The 21,787-nt window shown below is 54.4% G+C and carries 27 protein-coding genes and 4 pseudogenes; 16 read left to right on the top strand and 15 right to left on the bottom strand.

The window, feature by feature from the left end:
* Positions 1–18 precede the first annotated feature (18 nt).
* From ACD630_RS13690 to ACD630_RS13670, 5 genes and pseudogenes are all read left to right on the top strand, one after another.
* A pseudogene (locus ACD630_RS13690) lies at positions 19–510 on the top strand (transposase); the annotation flags it as partial.
* A gap of 173 nt (positions 511–683) precedes the next feature.
* Positions 684–1,730 (top strand): 16S rRNA (guanine(1207)-N(2))-methyltransferase RsmC, encoded by a 1,047-nt coding sequence (rsmC, locus tag ACD630_RS13685; protein ID WP_430359362.1) that lies wholly within the window; start codon positions 684–686, stop codon positions 1,728–1,730.
* 280 nt (positions 1,731–2,010) lie between these two features.
* Positions 2,011–2,658, top strand: a pseudogene (locus tag ACD630_RS13680) (IS5 family transposase); the annotation flags it as partial.
* A 47-nt stretch (positions 2,659–2,705) separates the two neighbouring features.
* Complete coding sequence (locus tag ACD630_RS13675) at positions 2,706–3,074, top strand: hypothetical protein (protein ID WP_430359361.1); 369 nt, start codon at positions 2,706–2,708, stop codon at positions 3,072–3,074.
* A gap of 82 nt (positions 3,075–3,156) precedes the next feature.
* Positions 3,157–3,618 carry a hypothetical protein gene (locus ACD630_RS13670; protein ID WP_430359360.1) on the top strand — a complete coding sequence of 154 codons (462 nt, stop codon included), beginning with the start codon at positions 3,157–3,159 and terminating at the stop codon, positions 3,616–3,618.
* 118 nt (positions 3,619–3,736) lie between these two features.
* On the opposite strand, the gene ACD630_RS13665 is transcribed toward ACD630_RS13670, so the two are convergent.
* The 14 genes and pseudogenes from ACD630_RS13665 to ACD630_RS13600 all read right to left on the bottom strand — a co-directional run bounded on the left by ACD630_RS13665 (position 3,737) and on the right by ACD630_RS13600 (position 12,474).
* Positions 3,737–4,111, bottom strand: coding sequence for a Mor transcription activator family protein (locus tag ACD630_RS13665; RefSeq protein WP_430358900.1), 375 nt, complete (start codon positions 4,109–4,111; stop codon positions 3,737–3,739).
* On the bottom strand, positions 4,105–4,527 hold the full coding sequence (locus tag ACD630_RS13660; RefSeq protein ID WP_430359359.1) for a gp16 family protein: 423 nt from the start codon (positions 4,525–4,527) through the stop codon (positions 4,105–4,107). The genes ACD630_RS13665 and ACD630_RS13660 overlap by 7 nt, the downstream gene beginning before the upstream one ends.
* A gap of 137 nt (positions 4,528–4,664) precedes the next feature.
* Positions 4,665–4,844 (bottom strand): hypothetical protein, encoded by a 180-nt coding sequence (locus ACD630_RS13655; protein WP_430359358.1) that lies wholly within the window; start codon positions 4,842–4,844, stop codon positions 4,665–4,667.
* Positions 4,845–4,860: 16 nt separating this feature from the next.
* Positions 4,861–5,401 (bottom strand): annotated as a pseudogene (locus ACD630_RS13650) (LysE family translocator).
* A gap of 279 nt (positions 5,402–5,680) precedes the next feature.
* Positions 5,681–5,851 (bottom strand): hypothetical protein, encoded by a 171-nt coding sequence (locus ACD630_RS13645; protein ID WP_430359357.1) that lies wholly within the window; start codon positions 5,849–5,851, stop codon positions 5,681–5,683.
* Entirely contained in the window at positions 5,848–6,837 is a 990-nt protein-coding gene (locus tag ACD630_RS13640) for a DNA cytosine methyltransferase (protein ID WP_430359356.1), read from the bottom strand. Before ACD630_RS13640 ends, ACD630_RS13645 begins: the two co-directional genes overlap by 4 nt.
* Positions 6,837–7,364, bottom strand: a complete 528-nt coding sequence (locus ACD630_RS13635) for a host-nuclease inhibitor Gam family protein (RefSeq protein ID WP_430359355.1) — start codon at positions 7,362–7,364, stop codon at positions 6,837–6,839. The genes ACD630_RS13640 and ACD630_RS13635 overlap by 1 nt, the downstream gene beginning before the upstream one ends.
* A 32-nt stretch (positions 7,365–7,396) precedes the next feature.
* A complete protein-coding gene (locus ACD630_RS13630; RefSeq protein WP_430359354.1) occupies positions 7,397–7,627 on the bottom strand; it encodes a hypothetical protein in 231 nt (76 codons plus the stop codon).
* Between the two features lie 2 nt (positions 7,628–7,629).
* A complete protein-coding gene (locus ACD630_RS13625) occupies positions 7,630–7,932 on the bottom strand; it encodes a hypothetical protein (RefSeq protein ID WP_430359353.1) in 303 nt (100 codons plus the stop codon).
* Positions 7,933–7,944: 12 nt separating this feature from the next.
* Positions 7,945–9,099 carry an AAA family ATPase gene (locus ACD630_RS13620; protein WP_430359352.1) on the bottom strand — a complete coding sequence of 385 codons (1,155 nt, stop codon included), beginning with the start codon at positions 9,097–9,099 and terminating at the stop codon, positions 7,945–7,947.
* Between the two features lie 12 nt (positions 9,100–9,111).
* Positions 9,112–10,899: an integrase catalytic domain-containing protein gene (locus ACD630_RS13615; protein WP_430359351.1), complete on the bottom strand. Its 1,788-nt coding sequence runs from the start codon at positions 10,897–10,899 to the stop codon at positions 9,112–9,114.
* Positions 10,896–11,849, bottom strand: coding sequence for a DUF3102 domain-containing protein (locus tag ACD630_RS13610; RefSeq protein ID WP_430359350.1), 954 nt, complete (start codon positions 11,847–11,849; stop codon positions 10,896–10,898). Before ACD630_RS13610 ends, ACD630_RS13615 begins: the two co-directional genes overlap by 4 nt.
* A 12-nt stretch (positions 11,850–11,861) precedes the next feature.
* A complete protein-coding gene (locus ACD630_RS13605) occupies positions 11,862–12,182 on the bottom strand; it encodes an IclR family transcriptional regulator (RefSeq protein ID WP_430359349.1) in 321 nt (106 codons plus the stop codon).
* Positions 12,183–12,240: 58 nt separating this feature from the next.
* Entirely contained in the window at positions 12,241–12,474 is a 234-nt protein-coding gene (locus tag ACD630_RS13600) for a hypothetical protein (protein WP_430359348.1), read from the bottom strand.
* 265 nt (positions 12,475–12,739) lie between these two features.
* Between ACD630_RS13600 and ACD630_RS13595 the strand changes: the two genes are divergently transcribed.
* Positions 12,740–13,651 (top strand): DUF3102 domain-containing protein, encoded by a 912-nt coding sequence (locus tag ACD630_RS13595; protein WP_430360044.1) that lies wholly within the window; start codon positions 12,740–12,742, stop codon positions 13,649–13,651.
* A gap of 28 nt (positions 13,652–13,679) precedes the next feature.
* On the opposite strand, the pseudogene ACD630_RS13590 reads toward ACD630_RS13595, so the two are convergent.
* A pseudogene (locus tag ACD630_RS13590) lies at positions 13,680–14,448 on the bottom strand (DNA adenine methylase).
* 276 nt (positions 14,449–14,724) lie between these two features.
* On the opposite strand from ACD630_RS13590, the gene ACD630_RS13585 reads away from it, so the two are divergent.
* The 10 genes from ACD630_RS13585 to ACD630_RS13540 are packed head-to-tail and all read left to right on the top strand — an operon-like array spanning position 14,725 to position 21,586.
* Positions 14,725–15,078: a putative holin gene (locus tag ACD630_RS13585; protein WP_430359347.1), complete on the top strand. Its 354-nt coding sequence runs from the start codon at positions 14,725–14,727 to the stop codon at positions 15,076–15,078.
* Between the two features lie 2 nt (positions 15,079–15,080).
* Positions 15,081–15,719 (top strand): transglycosylase SLT domain-containing protein, encoded by a 639-nt coding sequence (locus ACD630_RS13580; protein WP_430360043.1) that lies wholly within the window; start codon positions 15,081–15,083, stop codon positions 15,717–15,719.
* On the top strand, positions 15,712–16,335 hold the full coding sequence (locus tag ACD630_RS13575) for a hypothetical protein (protein WP_430359346.1): 624 nt from the start codon (positions 15,712–15,714) through the stop codon (positions 16,333–16,335). Before ACD630_RS13580 ends, ACD630_RS13575 begins: the two co-directional genes overlap by 8 nt.
* The gene (locus ACD630_RS13570) at positions 16,332–16,655 is read left to right on the top strand and encodes a hypothetical protein (RefSeq protein WP_430359345.1); all 324 of its coding nucleotides are present in this window, start codon (positions 16,332–16,334) and stop codon (positions 16,653–16,655) included. The genes ACD630_RS13575 and ACD630_RS13570 overlap by 4 nt, the downstream gene beginning before the upstream one ends.
* 2 nt (positions 16,656–16,657) lie before the next feature.
* Positions 16,658–16,969, top strand: coding sequence for a hypothetical protein (locus tag ACD630_RS13565; RefSeq protein ID WP_430359344.1), 312 nt, complete (start codon positions 16,658–16,660; stop codon positions 16,967–16,969).
* A 2-nt stretch (positions 16,970–16,971) separates the two neighbouring features.
* A complete protein-coding gene (locus ACD630_RS13560) occupies positions 16,972–17,523 on the top strand; it encodes a DUF3486 family protein (protein WP_430359343.1) in 552 nt (183 codons plus the stop codon).
* Positions 17,520–18,836 (top strand): terminase large subunit domain-containing protein, encoded by a 1,317-nt coding sequence (locus ACD630_RS13555; protein ID WP_430359342.1) that lies wholly within the window; start codon positions 17,520–17,522, stop codon positions 18,834–18,836. Before ACD630_RS13560 ends, ACD630_RS13555 begins: the two co-directional genes overlap by 4 nt.
* Positions 18,836–20,323, top strand: a complete 1,488-nt coding sequence (locus ACD630_RS13550; RefSeq protein ID WP_430359341.1) for a DUF935 domain-containing protein — start codon at positions 18,836–18,838, stop codon at positions 20,321–20,323. The genes ACD630_RS13555 and ACD630_RS13550 overlap by 1 nt, the downstream gene beginning before the upstream one ends.
* A complete protein-coding gene (locus ACD630_RS13545) occupies positions 20,310–21,137 on the top strand; it encodes a phage minor head protein (RefSeq protein WP_430359340.1) in 828 nt (275 codons plus the stop codon). The genes ACD630_RS13550 and ACD630_RS13545 overlap by 14 nt, the downstream gene beginning before the upstream one ends.
* On the top strand, positions 21,134–21,586 hold the full coding sequence (locus ACD630_RS13540; RefSeq protein WP_430359339.1) for a phage virion morphogenesis protein: 453 nt from the start codon (positions 21,134–21,136) through the stop codon (positions 21,584–21,586). The genes ACD630_RS13545 and ACD630_RS13540 overlap by 4 nt, the downstream gene beginning before the upstream one ends.
* Positions 21,587–21,787 lie beyond the last annotated feature (201 nt).

Below are 21,787 nucleotides of genomic sequence, written 5' to 3'. Positions count from 1 at the left end.
TCAAAAGCAGGTTACTTTATGGACGAAAAACAGTTACAGGCTCTAGCTAACGAGCTGGCCAAAAATCTCAAAACCCCTGACGATCTCAACCCGTTTGATCGCCAGCTGAAAAAGATCAGCGTTGAAGCTGCCCTTAATGCTGAAATGACCCATCACCTCGGGCATGAGAAGCCCCAGTCCAAATCTGGAACTAACACGCGCAATGGCTACTCCACAAAGACTGTTACCACCGGCGAGGGTCCGCTGGAACTGCGTACACCACGTGATCGTGATGGTTCCTTTGAACCGCAACTGGTGAAGAGGAACCAGACCCTGATCACTGGGATGGATAAGCAGATTTTATCGTTGTATGCCAAAGGGATGAGCACCCGCGAAATTGCCGCTGCGTTCAAAGAACTGTATGACGCGGATGTCTCACCCGCCCTGCTATCGAAGGTCACCGATGCCGTTATGGAGCAGGTTGTTGAATGGCAAAATCGCCCCCTGGATGCGGTTTATCCCATGGTTTATAGCCAAGCGACATTATTTTGATAACAATTAGCTGTATTTTTTTGCCACATATCAGGCATTGGCTGTAATCATTTTTAAGTCGGTTGGATATAGCGTTCTTGCCGTTTTGCTCCCCTGCAACCGAAATAATTTAGGGTATAATCGCTGTTCTATTTTTGAGGAGTGAACACCTGATGTCAGCATTAACCCCCGTCAGTGAAGTGATACTGCGCCGCAGTGACGAATTTATTTCCCGCCGTATGCTGTTTGCCGGCGACATTCAAGACACGTTACCAGCGCAGTTTGACGCGACGGAGGTGCACGCGCATCTCACGCAATATCACCATTGGCTGCCGCTGAACAAAACCATGGGCGACAACGCGCAGTTTGGTTTGCTGGTGGATGCTGAGCAGGTGGCCGCCTGCGATACCCTGATTTACTACTGGCCGAAGAGCAAACAGGAAGCGCAGTTCCAGCTCGCCAACCTGTTATCGCATCTTGCCGTTGGCTGCGAGATTTTTGTGGTGGGTGAGAACCGCAGCGGTGTGCGTAGCGCGGAAGGTATTCTCGAAGACTTTGCACCGTTAACCAAGATTGACAGCGCGCGGCGCTGTGGGCTTTATCATGGCCGATTAGAGGCTTCTGCTGAATTTAATCTCGATGACTGGAAAAACAGCTATTACGTTGAGGATGTACCGGTCGTGACCTTGCCCGGTGTCTTTAGCCGTGATGGTCTCGATGTCGGCAGCGCGCTGCTGTTATCTACCTTTGCGCCGCACATGAAAGGCAAGGTGCTGGATATTGCCAGCGGCAGTGGCGTGGTGGCGGCGGTGTTGGCAAAACAGTCGCCAAAGCTGCGTTTGACGCTGAGTGATGTCAACGCGGCGGCGTTGTTGAGCAGCCGTACGACGCTGACGTTAAACGAATTGGAAGGCGATGTGATTGCCAGCGACGTCTACTCGGATATTGCCGGACGTTTTGACCTGATCGTCTCCAACCCACCGTTCCATGATGGCTTGCAAACTAGCATGAGTGCGGCCGATCGTCTGATTCATGAAGCCCCCAAGCACCTGAATATTGGCGGGCAGTTACGCATTGTCGCTAACGCTTTCCTGCCTTATCCGGCATTGCTGGATGCCACTTTTGGTAACCACGACGTGCTGGCGCAAACCGGACGCTTCAAGGTGTATCAGGCCACATTAACGCGTGCCAGTAAGCATGGCAAACCGGCTGCGCGCTAACCCTATGCGGGCCTCGGTGATACGCCGAGGCCTCAGGTTGATAAAGATGAGATCTTTCTCTCTTGTCATCCTCGGTTTCCCCCTTGTCATCCTCGGCGAAAGCCGGGGATCTCTGTCAGAAGAAACGCGTTTAGTTTGTACGAGATTCCCGCCTGCGCGGGAATGACGGGATGTATGCAAGAATGACTGTTTTAAGTAGGTTATCGGCTTTGTTGAATAAATAGAACTTTTGGGTAATCATCGGAGCAGATCAACACAGTTGTTTCAAAATCAGGTCTCCATGGCAAAACAAAATTTTAAAATCACCAGCTGGCCCTCTTATAACAAGGCCCTCAAGCAGCGCGGTTCTCTAACCGTATGGCTAGATGAATCAGCCATTGCTGCATGGACGGAAAAAAACACTACTGAACGGCGTAGACGACCGCTCCACTACTCAGATATGTCCATCACCACAGTCCTGATGATGAAACGCGTGTTTGGCCTTTCATTGAGGGCCTTACAGGGCTTTGGTAACTCGATTTTTAAACTGATTAAATTGTCGCTCCATTGTCCAGACTATTCGCTGCTCAGCAAGCGAGCAAAGACAGTGAACATCAGCATAAAAACGCCAACCCGTGGTGAAATCTCACATCTGGTCATTGATGGAACCGCCCTGAAGGTCTTTGGCGAAGGCGAATGGAAAGTCCGGCAGCATGGTGCCGACAGACGCAGGGTATGGCGTAAGCTGCACCTGGCAGTAGACAGTGTGACGCATGAGATTATCTGTGCGGATTTGTCGCTCAGTGGTACGACTGATGCCCAAGCTCTACCGGCGCTGATAAACCAGACCCACCGGAAAATCAGAGAGGCATCGGCTGACGGCGCTTACGATACAGTTTACTGCTATGATGCTCTGGTGAGGAAGAAAATAAGGCCGCTTATCCCGCCACTAAGGGCATAGGTATCTACACATCTTTTGCAATATCTGCTATTACGTTGCTGAATGATCTCAACTTATCCATCGACGGGATTGAGGCCCGCCTTAACCGGCGTTATCAGCGTCTGGTTAAGCAACACATGACTCCCCCAGCACCATTGGCGTCAGCCGTTAAAGACCTTGCCTGCGTGCAGAAAACAACATTCGCCACTACTCAGGCCGTTTGGCGTTTTTTTAATAATGAACGTATTAGCTTCACTCAGCTCAATGAACCGATTATTTCGCTGGCTCTCCGGCAGGTTGCACTTAGCCCGCATCCATACGCTCCCGTCGTTCACGACTGGTCTCATTTACAGTTTCGTACCCACAATGGGAAAGAAGAACGTTTGAAAATGACGCATGGTGGCGACGTTGGTTATGAACTATAGCCAAGCGACATTATTTTGATAACAATTAACTGTATTTTTTTGCCACATATCAGGGCATTGGTTGTAATCATTTTTAAGTCGGTTGACTATACAAACCAGCCTACTGCTTGATGCTGCAAATGGTTTACCAATAGCGCCCCTGTCTCAAACTCTAACCGATAGGGCGGGTTGTCGTTCAACGTTAACCGAGGGCTTGTCTGAGAGTCTGACTCATATGGATGCTTTGACGGCTGATATCGCCCGCGTTGAGTCTCTTGATACCGGGAAGAAGTTAGTTCATCTCATTGACCGTGAAGGTGACTCTATCGGGCATATGCGCACATTAAGCTCCCAGGGAATATGTTGGCTTATCCGGGGAAAGGAAGGGCATCGGGCCGAGTGGGGCGGTGACACCCGTAAAATTGGTGAAATTGCAGACGATCTGCCATTTATCGCAAACGGACAGGTTGGCTGGAAAGGGAAAAAAGCCAATATGGAGATCGGGGAAACATCCGTGATCATAACGCGAACAGCAAAACCGAAGCGGAAAGACAAGAACACCTGATAGGACGTGAGATATTTAAACGGGAAACGTGCGATAAATGTGGATCTACCTGGGACAAACTGGATCTACCTGGGACAGGTAACAGTAATTAAGTTTCACTATGTGAAACAAGGAACAGTCATCGAGACGGCTTATCTTCATCTTCAAACAGATTGCCCTGGATGCGAGCCATCTCTTCTTTTTTAACGCGTTTGACCACCGAATAAATCCACTGTAGCGAGACTTTGTATTTACGCGCCAGTGCGTGGTGGTTATGGCCGTTGAAGTCAGCAAATATCTCCCGGTCACGCTGGCTGACTTTCCATATCAGCCCCATCGGGAAATAGACATTTTGCCCGCCCCAGACCGCCATCATCTGACTGGCGACGGCATCGCCTATCTGGCTGGCAACAGCAGGGTCAACATCGATAATCTGCCTGACGGTCTGGGCGGTGTGCTCGGCCAGTTCAACCAGTAACTCTGGCCCTTTGCTACGAAAGGTATTCTCTAGCATGATGTTGACCTCGCTACGCGTTTTTGCCACTGCTTGAGTTTTTCGATAACCTGGCTGGCCTGAGGGTTATCCAGCCAATAAGGCGAATCACAGCCGGTTTCCCGTTTAACAAAGTGAGCAAGGGCTTTCGCCGAGGCATCACGGACGATGCCATCATCGGCCATTGCCTGCCACAGGGCCTGTATTTTTTGGATTTGCGGACGGTCGGTCTGCTTTTTCGTCGTGGGTTTAGTTGGCTGGATACGAAAGCCTTTGGCTTTCAGGGCGTTTAGCACTTGCGCCAGTTGACCGATATTCAGGGTTTTTGCCGATGTTTTCCCCGTTAGCCTGTGCAGCAGCTGGCGGTAAGTCGCGTCATCCAGTTTGAGGTGCTGTGCGGCAATATGGATTAACTGCAGGTATTTTTGTCGGGTCATCGGGGGTCTCCTTTATCGTCGTGGTCAGGGTCAGGGTTCCTTATGCCATGAATAAAAAAATAATCCTTCGGGTTTTGAAGGATTATAAAATGAATATCGTTATTATACAATTGAATGAATTGTACGCCTATTTTCTGCTATGACTTCTTCACGCAAATCGCCCTGGCATCAATATCCTTGAACGTTTCAAATTTTTCTGCGAACTGTTTGGCGGCCTGTTGACAGGCAGTTGCCGTGTCAAACTCTTGTGTATGCAGCGTCGAAAAAGCATTACCGGCATAGGGATTGGCGTATAGGGCTAAAATTAATATCCACATGATAATTTATCCTTTTTCACTGAATTAAGGTCGTGTGTTCAATAAAACAAATGCTGACCGCAATGAACACCAGGAAACCGGCAAACAGGCGGTTTTGTTGTTGACGTGTTTCTGGCGATTGAAAATAAGGCCGTAAGCGGGTGGCAATGAGCGCGTAGAGCGTCATCGTCAGCGCATCGACCATCACCATTGTCAAGGTCATGAGGGTAATTTGTGGCCCTAACGGTTGGGCCGGATTAAGAAAGACCGGCAGGGTAGCAAGCAGGAAAGCGAGCGCTTTGGCGTTGGTGATATCGGTCAGAAAACCCCAGCAGAACCGTTGCGCGCCAGGTTCGGTATGCAGCAAACAGCAACCAAAGTACGCTAATGCCTTTCAACAAGAACCAGGCTATTGCTGAGGCGCGCAATGCCTCAGCACCCAGTGTCACAATCGGCACCATCAAGGCTAATGCTGTTGCCTGACCGGCGATCAGGGGTAATGTCTTGCGCCATCCCCGCTGGAAGGCATGCTTAAGGGTGAGGATAGCGCCTGCACCCGGTAATACGGCACTCAGCAAGGCAACGCCTAAAAAACTAACCAAAGGTTAAGGTTCATGGTTTATTTCCTTCGTGCGTTTGATGATGGGGTGGGATTGATGTTGAGGTCATCTTTGCCCTCATACCCGTTAAAGGATGAATATCCCAGTTAAGTACCCAGGCACCATATTGCTGTCCGCAATGGGGGCAGGCCAGGATGAGGTCAATCCCCCACTCGCCGCTTTCCGGTTGTTGAGTAATCTCTGCCTGGGTAGGATTCAGGTGTCGGGTTGCCTGATGGCAGCTGATGCAGGTAATACTCATAACGTGTTTTCCTTATCTACTGTGACGATGAGTTCGGCCAATATCTCGAAGGCATGTTGAAATTCACAATACGCGGCGGCAGAATGGTCTGCCTGAAGATGATGCATGGCACGGTTAAGGCGTTTTTCAATCTGACGGCGCAGATGTTTTATTTCCTGATAGCTCATGCACTGACCTCCTGCTCAAAGGGCGTAATAATGACGTCTGACGGTGGGATTGTTTTAGCGGTGTCCTGGGTGAGGGCGTGCATGCAGGCAGCTATGAAGTTGTGGGCCTGTGGCGCATTGAGGGTATTACCGTAGGCGCGCAGTCGTCCCACTCTGTTGGTAATCCCATCAGCCAGCGGGCGTGTGCCGGGTTCAACTGGCCGCCATTTTCCATCCCGGCAGCAGAGCCAGTCAGCCTCTCGCCAGAAGCCGTGAGTCGGACAGGTGGCGTCATTGGCGACCCTCCTGTCAGACAGGCAACGTCTTGTAAATTGGACTGTCTCCCTGGGCGTTTCCATGCTAAAACCTTCTTCCAGTCCTGATAGGCATTTTTCGTGTTGCCGGCGGTCGGTGTTGGCCAGCCCGTTAACCACACCACCCTCCCCAGTAGGGCATTGAGCGGCACATTCGGGCATTCCCTGCCATCCTTTCCGTCCCGCGTAGTGGGCGTCGGCCACCCAGTAAAGTCGTTGTCGGCTGTGCGGCGCACCGAAGCCCGCAGCGCATAAATCAAGCGCTGCTGTGGCGTAGTTCTCTGCTTCCAGGTCAATCTGTACAAGGTCGAGCCAAGCGAGTCCGTCAGGGCTTGCAACCTGCTCACCAAAGATAACGTCAGGTTTGCACTGCTGGATGAGGTGGAAGAACGCGGGCCATAAGCGCCGCTCGTCAGCAAATCCCTTTCCCTTGCCTGCCGGGCTGAAAGGCTGGCACGGACAACTGCCTGTCCACACGGGTTTATCATCGGGCCAGCACACTTTTCGCAGGGCGTATGACCAGGTGCCGATTCCGGCGAAGAAATGACACTGGGTGTAGCTCTGTAACTCATCGGGTTTAATCTCCTCGATTGAACGTTCATCGACATCACCAGGCGCAATATGCCCGGCGGCCATCAGGTTTCGCAGCCACTGCCCCACATAGGGGTCAGTGTCGTTATACCAGGCGCGCATTACTGCACCTCCTGCTCAAAGGGGGTAATAATGAAATCCTCAAGCTGGTTACGAAACGTAATGCCGCGAATATTAAGGTGCCTGATGGTATCCTGATTTTTTAGCAGGGCATTTTTATCCACCTGTGCCTTGCGAATAATGCAGTGGTGTTGTCCGTTTTCTTCCAGCGCCTGCAGGATATCGTCCATCCCTTTGAGCGAAACGGACGGCGGGCGGTTACGCCATGACACCTCGCCGGTTATCAGGTTGGCGGTTTTGGTTTTTCCGTTTTGGGTCAACCCCTCACGGTTGGCTTCACACCAAGTCTGGATACCTCTTTGCAACAGGGTGATGCGGGCTTTCATGGCTTCAATATCAGCAGCATGTTGATGGGTTAAGCGCGCAATTTCATCGTTAATCTGCGTCTCCAGTCGGGTCATTTCCCGCTGGGTATCGCCCAGTTTTTTAATATCGCTTATCACCCGCTCCCGGGTTTGCGGCGTGCAGGCACCCGCCGCGGCTTTAATCCGCGTTTTTTTCTTGGTCATGTTTTTTACCTGTTAATTAAAAATAGTGGGAATTAAACGCACTCGAAAATAATGTCTTCAAGGGCGTCAGTGTGTTGAATATGCTCAAATACGTTAATTCGATATCGGGCCGCAATTTCACCAAGACAGCAATCTTGTTCATTAAAATCACGGCAGTTTTCGCAAATCGATAAATAGGTTTCATATTCCTCTTGGGGAATATCAACGGTTTTTGCCAGATAAACCGATTGGCGAGCGGTAATACGGACAGGGCGTGTTGTCATGGTTAACGTACCTCCCAGGTGATTCGGCAGTTATCTTGCAGGAACTGGTATTTTTCCCAGCGGCCCTGATGATCGGTACCCAGGGCATAGCGAACGGCATGCCCCTTTTTATGTAAGGCATCACACCGTCGGTCATGCCGCAGGGTAATGGTCGGACGGCTATAGCCATCAACGGTAAACTGACTGACGGTAAAACCTTCCTGGCTGAGGTTGTCCATCACAGCCAGGCATTGCCTGAACTGCTCCTGAATGGCTTGGTAGGTCATCGCTGACGGGTTTTTTATGGTCACGGCGGGGGTCAGCATAAAAGCCTCCTTTTAATGCACACTGTGAATAATATTGGCGTCAATAACCGGGATGGCGTTTTGCGCGGCCAGGTTCATGGCGGCGGTCACCAGATTGCCGATGGCCAGGGGATAAAGCAGGCTGAGCGACGTGTCTTTTTTTGGGCGCACCCAGCTTAGGCGTTGGCGTAGTGCCGGTATTGCATCCGGGCCGAGAACGTTGTTCATGTCGCCGCCGACGCGTTTAAACTTGAAATCAAGAAACGCCGTCAGGTGTTCATCCAGTGGCGGCAGGTCAATCACTTCGCAGCGCTGTACCACTTCCCTGACCGCTAACAGGCGCTCAGATAACTTGTCGCCCAGCTCGGGTTGTCCCAGCAGCACGATGGACAGCAGTTTTTTAAAGCCGTCTTCCAGCTCAAAGAAGCGTTTAAGGTGTTTTAGAGTCGGTATGGGCAAGGCATGGGCTTCTTCAATCACCAGCACATGGCTGTACCCAGCACGGCTGCTGTCTTTTAATACCCGGTGTAGCTGACGAAAGCGGGCCTCCGGCGAGCGTTTGAGTTTTTCCAGTGGGGCCAGGGTATGGACAATAGCCTCGGCGAGGCTGGCGGCTTTCAGGGTTTTACCCTGATGGTCGTTGTCTTCCATCGCCAGCACGTACGGCTCAATCACGACGACCGGGGCACTTTCCCGGTTAATCCGGTCAACCAGGTCACGTCTCAGGGTGCTTTTGCCCGAGCCGGATTCACCGATAACCGCGATAAAGCCACCATAACGGGCGGTCTGGTACAACGCCTCGCGCACATAACGGCTTTCAGGGGTTAAAAACACATCTTCATGCCCCTGCATGGCCTGGTCATCAAACGGGGCGCGAAACAGCCCAAAATGCTTTTTCGTGGCAGGGGTTAATACCTGTTTTTTCAGTAACATGGTGTCTTCCTCGTTGCTGGGTGGTGTACGATTTTCCTTGCCGTCAGGCGTGACACCGTCAAAGCAGTCGTCCGCCGGGATACCCTGGTCACGCAGCCAGGCCCGAATACGGTGTTTTAGCGCGTCGGTGTCCTGTTTCGGCCACTGGTGGTGGTTGACTATCTGCGCCAGCGTCGCCTCGGAAAGGTCAAGCGCCCGGGCCAGTGCCGCCTGGGTCAGATTGTGTTGTTGTAATAGAGTCTTAAGTTTCAGCATGATGGCCTCCCGTTAACCGTGACTGGCGAGGCTAACCACCACCTCGGTGGACTGGGCCATCAGTTCATCACCCAGCGCGTCGACCTGCTCAGCGGGGATGCCGTCCGGGAAGCGCTGGGTTAGCGTGGTGTAAAATTCACTGCGCCAGGTCTTGCCCGCCGCCTGAAAACGTGCCCGCAGGCGTTGCACCACCACGACCGGGTTTAAACGCTCTTCAAAACGGGGGGCACAAACCGTAGATACCTGCCCCTGTTTGGGGAGGTAAATGGGTGGGGTATCGCGTTCATTGTCAAGATAAGGGTTAAAGCGCCCACCAAAGGGTAAGGCGTTGGCTTTTTGCGCGGCGGCAGTTTCCCCCGCCGTAGAGGTGCCATACAGGGTCTGTTCAACTTCGGCCAGATGGTGTTGCGCCGTGGTGTGGGGTAATGCCTTGAACGATTCACCGAGTGTCGGGGCATTGAGGGCAAAACCGTAATCGTCTTTCGCCACTTCCGGCACCCGGCAGAAAGTTTCCTGTCCGTCTTCATTCATCATGACCACCTGCGCTTCACTGTCGCGCCAGGGGTTGCGCACTATCTGTACGGTGTCGCCCACGCAAACGCCGGGGACTTGCCGTACATCGTATTCACTGCCCCTGAACGATACGCGAAGATGCGTCGTGACCTTACGGTTTTCCGGCAGACTCACCGCCAGTTCGCGGCAGACGTCAACAGGCGGTGCCTTGATTAACTGTCCAGGGGTAATACGCAGCCAGCAGTCGGTGCGGGTCATGCCAGTACGCCGATGCAACGCGGTACGGTTATATTTTTTACGCCACAACCCGACCCGGCGGTTCAGTTCATCAATATGATTGACTTGCACAAACCGCAGGCCGGATTCAAAATGGCACTCGAGAATGTCGCGCGCCTTTTCCACTGAGCCGGTGGCGCGGGCATTACCGGCTTTATGGGCGATAAGTTGAATACCGAGGGTTTGACACAGGTTGCGCATGGTGGACGAGACCAGCGCGCAACCGGGGTCGGTATAAAGAATGCGTGGCACGCCATGCAGCACGTCGGCTCTACCGCGCTCCTGCATGGCATTAATCAGCACATCGGTAAAGTTTTCTGTCGTTTCGCCACCGAAGCGGTACTCGGCATAAATCCAGCCACTGGTATGGTCGGTCAGCTCAAATGACCAGACGCGGTCGTTGACTACTCGCGCCAGATTTTTTGGCTTGTTCTTGTTAAACTCCGCCTCACTCATCATGCGCAGGCCGCTATCGCGCGTAGTGCGACCTTTGGCGGGATTTTTCAGGTAATAGAGCACACACAGCGACGCATCCAGTTGCCAGACATGATTGGGATGGTCGGTTTTTAGCTGGACGCAAGGGGCAGGTGCGCCTAACTGGTTGGGGTGCAGGCGATAACGGTACAGCGCCCGGCTGATGGCATCCACCGACAGGGGGAACCACTCGCCGGTCTCGTTATCAATATACCCGGCATTAATCAGGTTATTGGCCCGCAGGTCATTAACCGCCTGCTCCAGGCTGTAAAGGCGCTTTCCGTTTTTGCGATGAGAGGCCATCATCACGCCGGATATCTGCAGGGCTTCCTCACGGGTCAGGGCGCTGGTGCCATAATCCCCCCGCTGCTTGCGCGGCGATTTAGCGCTTACCTGTTTGATTTTTCGCAGCAGAGTCGCCCGGGAAATGCCGAGTGCCTGGCAACCTGTCTGATAAACCGCGTCTTTACCGCCATGCCCGGCTTTTTCGGCGGCTTGGGCAATCGCCAGTACGCGTTCGGTCAGGATGGGGTTCATTGCACCACCTCCTCACCGTTATCTTCACCAGTACCACGCAAGTGCTCAGGTAACTGAAAATCGGCATCGTCGGCATCGGCATCGTCTTTTACCCAGTCAGGTACTGCCTCTGACACCGTGTGGTAGGGCAAGGCAAAATCGCTACGTAATGCATTGATTTCAAACTCAATATCATTAAGCAAGCCGGCTAAATAGTCGGCGTGAGAAGTCATATCGCCACTGTGGCTGCTCAGTTTTTCCAGCCCTTCCCGAAAGCGGCCCATTAATATGGCCTTGACATCAAAGCCCACCAGGCCAATTTCTTCGCGTAACTGGCGGATGCCTTCTTCCCCTAACGGGCGATGCTGATTAAGTAGGCGGTTTTCACTCAGCTCATTGATTTTTTGGTCTTTTTCGTTGGCTAAGCGGCGGCTCGCTTCCAGGCTGTCACGGGTTTCGCGCAGTTTTGCCTTTAGTTCACGCACTGACATGCGATCAATGTCATCCAGCGTCAGGCCCACGATGGTGCCGCCTTCTGCAAGTTCGGCCAGATCTTCATCGTCTTCGGTCATCAGTTCAAAGAGTTTAGCTTTCCCCAAATGGGCAAGCGTTTGCCCATTTGATTGCAAGGCTGGAGATGTATATTTTAAAGCGGCTTTCATGATCAAGCTGGCAGTTCTCCGTGCCATGCCTAATTTTTCAGTAACAATTTTTATAAACTCCCCATGCGGTTCATTCTCTTTAAGAATAATCAGTCGCTTGCCAGCCTCCAGCATGGCTTCGGCACTCTGTGCCATATAGAAGCGCGCCTCATGTACAATGCGCTCACGCTGATAGGGCAGGCCCTCACCGTACTTTTCCATGATGGCCTGCTGATGCTCAGCCAGGGCGTTAAGGTTGTTCATTAAATCCGGTGTCAAAGGCTGTTCGGGGGCAATTTCAGCCGTCATCGGTAATGCTTTCCTACCCATTATTTTTTCCTCTTACAGTTTTGACGGTGAGGCTACGCAGCGCCCACGTCTTTCGGCCATCTTGATTTGTGCGCGTTCGGTTTCATCAAAAAAGGCCAGGGCAATCTGTATCAATTCCTCACCAAGGGCATAGTGCCCATTGGGGCGTTGTTCAATCATGCCTTCTTCCACTAAAAACGGCAGGGTGCGACTGATATTGGCCGGTGAGTCATTGATAAGCGCCGCCAGGGCTTTATTGGACAGGCCGTCGCGGTAATGCCCTTTCATGGCTTTCAACATACGCAGCGCCCGCCGTGTGCGTGAAGAAGCATGGAGCGATAAGGTGTTTTTCATCGGAGAGCCTCTTTTTCATTCATGGAAATTGTGATACCGTCAGTGAAACAGGCGAATGTTATTTTTTATGGCGCTTTTTGCCCGATGGCATGGGTTTCCCCATTATCTGTTCAATCGCCTGTCTGATTTTGCGCACTTCCCCGCGCCAGCCCTGGCAGTGACCATTTAGTAGCATGGATACGTGATTGTGGTTAAAACCGTTTGTCTTGGCCCATGCTCTCATGGAGGGATAGTGCTGATAGACATGGTCATAAAAACAGCGTTTAAAGTCGGCGGGGTGTTGTAGTGACATTGTTTTACCTCCGTTATGAAAAGTTAAAATAAATATACATTGGCATGCAAAATAATGTAAAGTCTTTTTTGTTTGTTTTTATATATTCTTTATCACAATAAAAAACCACTGACTGTTATCGGCCTAAAGGAGACCTGTATGGCAAAGAAAAAAGCGGCAACCAGCCTGTCTTTAAGCACGGCGGACAATATCACGATTGCGGGGGGGGGGGGGGGCAATTGCATACCCTGAAAAAAATGCAGAAAACAACGCCCAGCAAGAGGTGATGGCGCGTTTCGGCGATGGGCTACCCTATGAAAGGGAAAGAATTGTGCATGAAGCGCGCTTTTATATGGCACAGAGTGCCGAAGCCATGCTGGAGGCTGGCAAGCGACTGATTATTCTTAAAGAGAATGAACCGCATGGGGAGTTTATAAAAATTGTTACTGAAAAATTAGGCATGGCACGGAGAACTGCCAGCTTGATCATGAAAGCCGCTTTAAAATATACATCTCCAGCCTTGCAATCAAATGGGCAAACGCTTGCCCATTTGGGGAAAGCTAAACTCTTTGAACTGATGACCGAAGACGATGAAGATCTGGCCGAACTTGCAGAAGGCGGCACCATCGCGGGCCTGACGCTCGATGAGGTTGACCGGATGTCAGTGCGGGAATTGCGGGCAGCGTTACGTAAAGATGAAGCAGCCCTTAAGCGCAGCCAACAACTGGTAGCAGAAAAAGAGAAGCAACTGCAACAGCTAAGCCAGAAATTGACCGGCAAGATCTCGTCGACTACCACAAGCAATGAACAGGCCCCGCTCGATACCCAGCAGTGGGTCACGCTGACGCTGGAAGGCGTGGGAGATCGCCTCAAATCCGAGCGTCTGCGATTGGGGCTTAGCCAAGAAATCTTCGCCGAACGCTGTGGGGTCAAAAAACTCACCCAGTACAATTACGAAAAAAGCGAACGTCATCCTGATGCGGCTTATCTGGTATCCGCTAAAGCATTAGGAGTTGATGTTAATTACTTGATCACTGGTGAGCGCAGTGATGAAGCCAGTGCACTCGATGTGGTGAGGGATGAGGAGGAAGCTAACTTGCTGACAGCGTTTAGGCATATTCCCAGTGAGTCACGGGATATCGTCCAGCGCACGATATCTGCCTTGTCTGAGAAAAAAGCCGCTCGTCACCACGCTTAACCTTCCCTATCCGTGGCCGCGAAAGGGGTTATTTAACGGTAATAATCAGCTCACGTCGCTGGGTGGGCTGATTGCTGTTGAGGCTATACCGAATCGGGACGCTCTCCATCGCAAAACCCTGAAACACGTCCCGCATCTGCGGAATATCATTGACTGAGATGATCATCATTCCGGCGAGATCGCGTCCCATGTCCGCCAGTTTTTCATATTCTGCCAGATCAAAATCCACGCCATAGCCCTCAGTACCCCAATACGGCGGGTCACAGTAAAAGAGCGTGTGCGGACGGTCATAACGGGCAATGCAGGTTGACCAATCGATTTGTTCAATGGTGGTGCGTGACAATCGCAGATGAGCGAGCGACAGCTCCTCTTCCATGCGTAGCAGGTTCAGGCGTGGCCCTCTGGTGGTGGCAATGCCGAAGGTGTGTTCGGCGACTTTACCGCCGAACGCCTGTTTTTGCAGGTAATAGAAACAGGCCGCGCGGCTTCCTATCGGTTAAGGTCTCGGTCGGCGTAATGTTTAACCATTGATACATCGCCCGGCTGACCAGCGCCCATTTAAACTGGCGCATAAACTCTTCCAGATGGTGTTTCAGCACCCGATAGAGATTGACCAGCTCGCCGTTGATATCGTTAATCACCTCCGCCTTACTGGGTAACTTCATAAAGAAGAGCGCCGCCGCGCCACAAAATGGCTCCACGTAGCAGGTATGCGCCGGGAAGCGCGGTAAAATCTGTTTTGCCAGTCGCCGTTTACCGCCTATCCAGGGCAGTATCGGTAAAAAATGTTGCTGCATTCACTGTTCGCCTTTTTCACTAATGGAAATTAGTGTAAGCCCTTTCCTGTCCTCAAGAACGGAAAGCGCCACGGTTGACTCACAGGTCGGGTCTGTGTGTTGACGGCCTGTCCGGTGTGCTCGCACCGGGCGGGTCGCGCTTTTTCCCTTGCCCCATTCGGGGCTATTACTGCATCTAACCTAACCGTTCCCTCATCCTCCCACTAGTAAACCGCTTTAAAAGCGTTTAGCGACCTGCCTTGTCACACTGTCTGCCTGATTTTCAGGGAGATTGTGATGAAAACGCGAAAAAAATTGACCTTACCGCCATTTAAAACCCCGCGATTAAGCGGCTGGTTACTGACCGCTACCGGTCTGTTGCTGGTGATTGGCCTGGTGTCACCGCAGCAATTACCGGTGGTGATCTACAAGCTGGCCTTGATCACCCTGGCGGTGGTGGTCGGTTACTGGCTTGACCGTTCGCTGTTCCCCAAGGCCCGTCCCGGTCAATACCTGCACCATGACCACCCGGAGGTGGCGCAAGGTCGACATCCGGTACGCGGCGGCTGCCATCAGGTGTTTGCTGCTGCGCAGCTGCGCCGGGCGGTAATTGTGGCGGCGGTGTGTCTGAGTGTGGCAATGGGGCTGTGATGATGAATAACCACCAACACCCCGATACCCCACCCGGCATGATGCTGTTCTTTTTGCTGATACTACTGATGGGGGGTGCCTTTGATGCAAATGCCACCCGTACTCCGCAAGCCGCACTCCCGTACCGGGCTGCGCTGATACGCAACGCCCGGCTGGTGTGGGGACTCAATGCGCCGGTAGCGGATTTTGCCGCGCAGATTGAGCACGAAAGCAGCTGGCAGCCGGGTATCACTAACCACATCGGGGCGCAGGGGTTGGGGCAGTTTATGCCCGCGACCACGGCATGGATTGGGGAGGTAATGCCGGAACTTGCTGACAAAGCGCCGCTTAATCCCGGCTGGAGTTTACGTGCAGTGGTGAGTTTCGATAACTGGCTATGGCAACGTTTGTCGGCGGTGAATAGCTGTGAGCGCATGGCGATGACCCTGTCGGCCTACAACGGTGGCCTGGGCTGGGTGCAGCGTGACCGCCGCCTGGCGGAACGTCAGGGGTTCGATGGCAGGCGCTGGTTTGACAGTATTGAGCGGGTCAATGCCGGGCGTCGCGCAAGTGCCTGGCGTGAGAATCGCCATTATCCCCGCCGTATTTTAAAAAGCCTGGCACCGCGTTACCTGACCTGGGGAGGGGCAAGCTGTGTTTAGTGCAGTCAGTCTGAAAAGCCTCGGCGGGGTGCTGGTAATGGCGCTGCTGTCGGGCATCTGGTGGCACGGCTACACGCAAGGCGTAGCTCGCTCAACCGACCGTTGCGCGGCAACAATCAGTCAGCTGCGTGAGGCGTTTGCCATTCAGGAAAAACAGCGCGCCGAGCAGGCCGCGCAAAGTCTGCACGCCCTGCAACAGCGTTTTGCGCGCCAGGTTGCTGCTGCCCATACGAGCGAGCGGAATTACCTGGCCCACGTTGCACGAATAAACGCCGAAAACCGTCAACTTAAGAGGCAAATAGATGATGTTACCCAACGTTGGCTGGATGAAAAAGGCCAGCCTCATGCTGTGTCCTGCGTATTTACTCGTGGCTTCGTGCAGCACTACAACGCCGCCCTCGGTGTGCCTGACGCCAACACCTCAGGTGCTACCGCCGCTCCCGGCGGCGCTGGCAACACGACCCGGCCCACTGCGTCCGCTGGTGAACCGCTCCGCCCCAGTCCGGTCACCCAGCGCGATATCCTCGCCAATATCACCGCCAACGGGCAGCAATGTCAGGTCTGGCGGGCACAGGTAAACGGGCTACTGGATCACATTGAAGGATTACAACCATGACATTGCAAGTCGATTTCTGGGTACTGGTGAGCTATCTGTTTGGGCTGGCGGGTTTTCTCGCGGGGTTGGCACGGTGGTTTATCCGTGAGACCGAAAAGCGTCAGGCCGAGCGATTTGCTTCGCTGGAGCGGTTGATGCGCGACGCGTCCGATAAAGGGTCGCGCCTTGAGCGCGAGGTACTGGAATTCAAAGTGGAGGTGCCGGCGCGTTATGTCCGGCGCGACGAATTTATTCATTATCAGCAGGTGGTGGAGTCCCGGCTTGACGCGATTTACCAGAAGCTGGAAACCATACAACTGCGTCAGGTGGCAGGAGGATAAGGATGATAAATACCGAACAGGCGCGCCGCGAAGGGTTGCGCTGGGTGTTACTGCAGGTGGTCAACAAGGCACGGCCCTATCCGGCCAATGACCGGCTGCTGTGGGATGTGGGCCATTCGCTCTACCCGGACATGACCATGCTGGAGCTGCAAAAAGAGTTACTGTTCCTTGAGGGCTTAAGTCTGGTTGGCCTGACCCGCCCGCCCGCACGTGCCTGGACGGCCACGCTGACGCCGGAAGGGGTGAATCTGGTGGAATACGTGACCGACGATATCCCCGGCATTGCCCGTCCAGCGAAGTACTGGAGGGAGTGACGATGGCACCGCGCAGTCATATCGAGGTATTACCCCCATCGGTACGTGAATGGCTCGACCGGGCGCTGACCGAGCGCAATTTCAGTGGCTACCGGGAGCTGGAGACGTTACTGCGGGATAAAGGGTATAGCATCGGTCGGGCGCAGATTTCCCGCTACGGTCAGAAAGTACAGCGACGCTTTGCCGCCATTCGTGAAGCCACCGAGATGGCACGCGTCATTACCGAAGGGGCGGAAGACGACCAGGACAAGCGCTCGGAGGCGATTATAGCCACTATTCAGTCCGATATCCTGACGGCGCTCATCGACGTGCGTGAGGCCAGTGATGAAGAGATGGAACCCGCCGAGCGCGCCTCTCTGTTAGCCAAAGTGGGTAAAAGCATTGCTGCCCTGACCCGCTCGTCGGTCAGTCTCAAACGCTATCAGGCGGAGGTGCGTGAGAAAATCGCCGCCCGCCTTGATGAGCTGGAGCAGGAAGTCAAAAACAACGAAGGCCACGTGAGCCTGGAAACCGTGCAGCGTGTCCGTCAACAGATTTACGGGATTATCCAATGAACGCTGCCCTGCCGCTTTACCCTTATCAACAGCGCTGGTTCCTCGACCGGTCGCGCTTTAAAATCGGCCAGTTTGCCCGCCAGACCGGCAAAACCTTTACCACCACGCTGGAGCTGGTTGATGACTGCTTTGAGACCGAGGCCCGTGGCGGTCGCACCCGCTGGGTCATTCTCTCGCGCGGTGAACGACAGGCCAAAGAGGCGATGGAAGAAGGGGTCAGAAAGCATTGCCAGGCTTATAGCCTGGTGGCGCATGAGTTTGAAGGTTACCTGATGGGTAGTGGTGGTGAACGTTACACGATGTTAGAAGCGGTGCTGCCCGGCGGCTCGCGTATTACCGCACTCCCGGCGAACCCGGATACGGCGCGCGGCTTTGCCGCCAATGTGTTTCTCGATGAGTTTGCCTTTCATGCCGACAGCCGCAAAATCTGGACGGCGCTGTTTCCGGTGATATCGAACGGCTACAGGCTGCGCGTCACTTCCACCCCGAACGGCAAAGGCAACAAATTCTATGAGCTGATGACCGATGCGTCCCTGGATACCGTCTGGTCGCGCCATGTGGTGGATATCTACCAGGCGGTACGTGAAGGGCTGCCGCGCGATATTGCCGACATGCGTGCCGCCCTGAACGACGAGGATGCGTGGGCGCAGGAGTTTGAACTCAAATGGCTGGATGAAGCATCAAGCTGGCTCTCCTATGCGCTGATTGATGGCGTAGAGCATGACCTGGCGGGTATCCCCGAACACTATGCCGAGGGCCCCTGCTTTGTCGGGGTTGATATCGCCACCCGTCATGACCTGTTTGTGATTTGGGTGATTGAGCAGGTGGGCGATGTGTACTGGACGCGCGACATCATTACCCGCAAACGAGCCACCTTTGCCGAGCAGGACGCACTGCTCGATGCGGTCTTTTTTCGCTACCGGGTACTGCGTTGCTGCATTGACCAGACCGGCATGGGTGAAAAGCCGGTGGAAGATGCCAAACGCCGTCATGGTACCCATCGCGTTGAGGGGGTTCTCTTTACACCCAGCAATAAGCTCACGCTGGCCACGCGCGGCAAAGAAATCTTTGAAGACCGTCGGTTGCGTATTCCGCAAGGTGACAAGGAGTTACGGGCTGACCTGCACAAGTTAACGCGCGTGACCGGCCCGACCGGTGCCCCGCGCTTTGTGGCCGACAGCGATGCCAGTGGCCATGCTGACCGCACCTGGGCCTGTTTTCTGGCGCTCAATGCCGCCGACAGCCCGACCGGGCCGGGACGTGTTTACTCTCGCCGCCCCCGGCAGGCTAACCGATTACTGGAGGGCTATTAATGGCACACGGACTCTATGTCACGCCGACCGAATTTGTCGCCTTCGCCGATCCGCGTCGGCCACTGATGCGCACGATTGCCTCGCGCGAGCGCAGCCCGGCAGGCATTCTGGGGTTTACCCAGTGGTTGCCTAACCCGGACGTGATCCTTAAATCCCTGGGGCGCGATATCAGCGTCTACCGTGAACTGCGGGCTGAACCATTAGTTGGCAGCAGCATTCGCCGCCGTAAATCAGCGGTCAAGGCGCTGGAGCGGGGCCTCACGCCCCGTAATGCTGACCCGGCGGTGGTAGATTTTCTGCGTGAGGTGATGGAAGACTGGGATATCGACCGCATCATTGGCGAGCTGCTGGACGCGGCCTTCTTTGGCTACCAGCCCGCCGAACTGACCTGGGTCAAACGTCACGACCGCCTGCGGGTCAGTGATATTGTCGGCAAACCGCCGGAGTGGTTTAGCTTTGATGACGGCAACCAGCTGCGCTTTCGTGCCAGACAGGCCGGGCTCGCCGGTGAATTATTGCCCCCGCGCAAGTTTGTGGTGGCAACACAGGACGCTACCTTTGATAACCCTTACGGCTTTCCCGACCTGTCGATGTGCTTCTGGCCGGTGGCGTTTAAAAAAGGCGGCTGGCGTTTCTGGATGCGCTTTACCGAGAAGTACGGCAGCCCCTGGCTGGTTGGCAAACACCCACGCGGCACCGCCGATGCGGAAATCGACCTGCTGCTCGATTCGCTCGACAAGATGGTGGAAGACGCGGTGGCGGTGATCCCCAATGATTCCACGGTGGAAATTATTGAATCCGCGGGCAAGGGGGCCTCCAGCGACATCTATCGCCATCTGATTGAACTGGCGCGCTCTGAAATCGTTATTGCCCTGCTGGGTCAAAACCAGACCACCGAAGCAGAGACCACGCACGCCTCAGCGCAGGCCGGACTGGAAGTCGCCGCCGATATCCGAGATGGCGATGCGTCCATGGTGATGAGTGCCATCAACCAGGTCTTGCGGTTTATGGTGGAGCTTAACTTCGGTGAGGTGCCGATGCCCTCATGGGAGCTATGGGCGCAAGAGACCATTGACGAGACCCAGGCCAAACGCGATTTGAGCCTGTCACAGGCCGCGACGCTGTTTACCCCGCAATACTTTATGCGTGAGTACAACCTGCAGCCGGGCGACCTGCGTGAGTCTGCGGTCATGACGCCCCTGACGAACGCTGCCTTTGCCGAGACGCAATCCGAAGAAGCCGGGCTGGCAGAGGATGAACTGGAGCACGCGCTGGAGCGTCTGATAACCAGCGGGCAACGGGATAAGGTCATGGAGCCGATACTGGCGCCGCTGTTTGCCGCCGTCGAACAGGGCCAGTCGCCCCAGGCATTAATGGGCATGCTGGCAGAAATGTATCCGCGTATGGCGGCTGACCGTCTGCAGGCGCACCTGGCGCGGATTTTATTTGTGGCGAAAATCGCCGGGAGGCTCAGTGCTCAACAGTAACGACATTGCCGTCTGTTTTGGCCTGCCGCCTGCCCGCGCCATTGCCTACCTTAACGCCAAGGGCTACCGCATCACCTGGGACTGGGAGGAGATGTGGCAGGAAGCGCATGCACAAGCCTTTACCGTGGCGAAAGTGATGCGCCTCGATATTCTGGAGGATATCCGCCAGGCACTGGAAAAAGCCCTGGCGGAAGGCAAGACCCTGCAGTGGTTTAACAAGGAACTGACACCGGTGCTACAGGTCAAGGGATGGTGGGGGAAAACCGATACCACCGACCCCGTCACAGGCGAACCGGTCACCGTCCAGCAGGGCAGTGCATGGCGTCTGGAGACGATTTACCGCACGAATCTCTCCCTGCTCTACAGCGCCGGACGCTGGGCCGGGCAGCAGGCCAATATCGATGATCGGCCTTACTGGATGTACGTGGCCATCCGCGATAACCGCACGCGCAAAAGCCATCTGGCGCTGCATGGTTTGGTTTTTCCGGCGGATGATCCGTTCTGGCAGACCTTCTATCCCCCTAACGGCTGGCGCTGTCGCTGCAGCGTGATTGCGCTCTCCGCCGACGACGTTCGCCAGCGCGGACTGGCGGTGGGTACGGCAGCCGGTCGACTGGAGACGGCGCTCAGACGGGTCTCTGAAAAAACCGGGGAAATGAAGCCGGTGACCACGTTTCATTTACCGTCCGGTAAAACCCTCAGCCCGGATGTCGGCTTTTCCTATACACCCGGTCGTGCTTATGCGCCTGACCTGGCACGCTACGGTGGCCCGCTGGCTGCACTGGCGCGTCAACAGTGGCGAGGGCCATCATGAAAGACCTGATGCACATTCAGATTGATGCCCGCGAACTGGCAAAGGCACTACGCGACCTGAGCCTCGCCGGGCAGGACATGACGCCGCTGATGCGCGCTTTGGCAGAAACCCTCAAGACCGAAACCGACCTGAACTTCGAGGATGAGGGGCACCCGGCCTGGCAGCCTTCCGTGGCCGCCCTGGCTAGAGAGGGCATGACCTTGTCGGCCAGCGGCCAGCTACGCGGCAGTGTCACCACCGATTACAGTAGCCATCATGCGGCGCTTGGCAGCAATCTCGATTATGCGCGGATACATCAACTGGGGGGCAAGGCCGGACGCCAACGCCGCGTCACCCTGCCCGCGCGACCATATCTGCCTGTGGATGAGCAGGGTGCGCTTCAGCCCGGTACCGAACAAAAACTGCTGGATACAGTGCTGCGCTATCTGGAAAGGGCCACCCGCCGCTAACGCCCGTGGTGCGTTTTACGGCGTTCAGGCGGGTCAGTTTACCCCTGAACGCCCTGACGGCCTTTATAAACCTTTATAAAGGCTTTCCTGCGCCCTTTTTATCGCCTGTGTTGACGGTCGTCGCCTTTTAACGGCATGATGTGGGTGACCCGCCGTTATCCGTACATTCTTAAACCCCTTTAAAAGCCTGCCCTGTTTTTA

It is taken from the genome of Symbiopectobacterium sp. RP (assembly GCF_050472005.1).
Lineage (GTDB): Bacteria > Pseudomonadota > Gammaproteobacteria > Enterobacterales > Enterobacteriaceae > Symbiopectobacterium.
The sequence above is the reverse complement of the archived record's forward strand: the minus strand, read 5'-3'. Positions and strand labels throughout refer to the sequence as shown.

Coding starts and splice junctions, on each gene's coding strand:
- rsmC (WP_430359362.1), top strand. CDS start 684: ATGTCAGCATTAACCCCCGTCAGTGAAGTGATACTGCGCCGCAGTGAC.
- ACD630_RS13665 (WP_430358900.1), bottom strand. CDS start 4,111: ATGCTAGAGAATACCTTTCGTAGCAAAGGGCCAGAGTTACTGGTTGAA.
- ACD630_RS13660 (WP_430359359.1), bottom strand. CDS start 4,527: ATGACCCGACAAAAATACCTGCAGTTAATCCATATTGCCGCACAGCAC.
- ACD630_RS13655 (WP_430359358.1), bottom strand. CDS start 4,844: ATGTGGATATTAATTTTAGCCCTATACGCCAATCCCTATGCCGGTAAT.
- ACD630_RS13645 (WP_430359357.1), bottom strand. CDS start 5,851: ATGAGCTATCAGGAAATAAAACATCTGCGCCGTCAGATTGAAAAACGC.
- ACD630_RS13640 (WP_430359356.1), bottom strand. CDS start 6,837: ATGCGCGCCTGGTATAACGACACTGACCCCTATGTGGGGCAGTGGCTG.
- ACD630_RS13635 (WP_430359355.1), bottom strand. CDS start 7,364: ATGACCAAGAAAAAAACGCGGATTAAAGCCGCGGCGGGTGCCTGCACG.
- ACD630_RS13630 (WP_430359354.1), bottom strand. CDS start 7,627: ATGACAACACGCCCTGTCCGTATTACCGCTCGCCAATCGGTTTATCTG.
- ACD630_RS13625 (WP_430359353.1), bottom strand. CDS start 7,932: ATGCTGACCCCCGCCGTGACCATAAAAAACCCGTCAGCGATGACCTAC.
- ACD630_RS13620 (WP_430359352.1), bottom strand. CDS start 9,099: ATGCTGAAACTTAAGACTCTATTACAACAACACAATCTGACCCAGGCG.
- ACD630_RS13615 (WP_430359351.1), bottom strand. CDS start 10,899: ATGAACCCCATCCTGACCGAACGCGTACTGGCGATTGCCCAAGCCGCC.
- ACD630_RS13610 (WP_430359350.1), bottom strand. CDS start 11,849: ATGGGTAGGAAAGCATTACCGATGACGGCTGAAATTGCCCCCGAACAG.
- ACD630_RS13605 (WP_430359349.1), bottom strand. CDS start 12,182: ATGAAAAACACCTTATCGCTCCATGCTTCTTCACGCACACGGCGGGCG.
- ACD630_RS13600 (WP_430359348.1), bottom strand. CDS start 12,474: ATGTCACTACAACACCCCGCCGACTTTAAACGCTGTTTTTATGACCAT.
- ACD630_RS13595 (WP_430360044.1), top strand. CDS start 12,740: ATGGCGCGTTTCGGCGATGGGCTACCCTATGAAAGGGAAAGAATTGTG.
- ACD630_RS13585 (WP_430359347.1), top strand. CDS start 14,725: ATGAAAACGCGAAAAAAATTGACCTTACCGCCATTTAAAACCCCGCGA.
- ACD630_RS13580 (WP_430360043.1), top strand. CDS start 15,081: ATGAATAACCACCAACACCCCGATACCCCACCCGGCATGATGCTGTTC.
- ACD630_RS13570 (WP_430359345.1), top strand. CDS start 16,332: ATGACATTGCAAGTCGATTTCTGGGTACTGGTGAGCTATCTGTTTGGG.
- ACD630_RS13565 (WP_430359344.1), top strand. CDS start 16,658: ATGATAAATACCGAACAGGCGCGCCGCGAAGGGTTGCGCTGGGTGTTA.
- ACD630_RS13560 (WP_430359343.1), top strand. CDS start 16,972: ATGGCACCGCGCAGTCATATCGAGGTATTACCCCCATCGGTACGTGAA.
- ACD630_RS13555 (WP_430359342.1), top strand. CDS start 17,520: ATGAACGCTGCCCTGCCGCTTTACCCTTATCAACAGCGCTGGTTCCTC.
- ACD630_RS13550 (WP_430359341.1), top strand. CDS start 18,836: ATGGCACACGGACTCTATGTCACGCCGACCGAATTTGTCGCCTTCGCC.
- ACD630_RS13540 (WP_430359339.1), top strand. CDS start 21,134: ATGAAAGACCTGATGCACATTCAGATTGATGCCCGCGAACTGGCAAAG.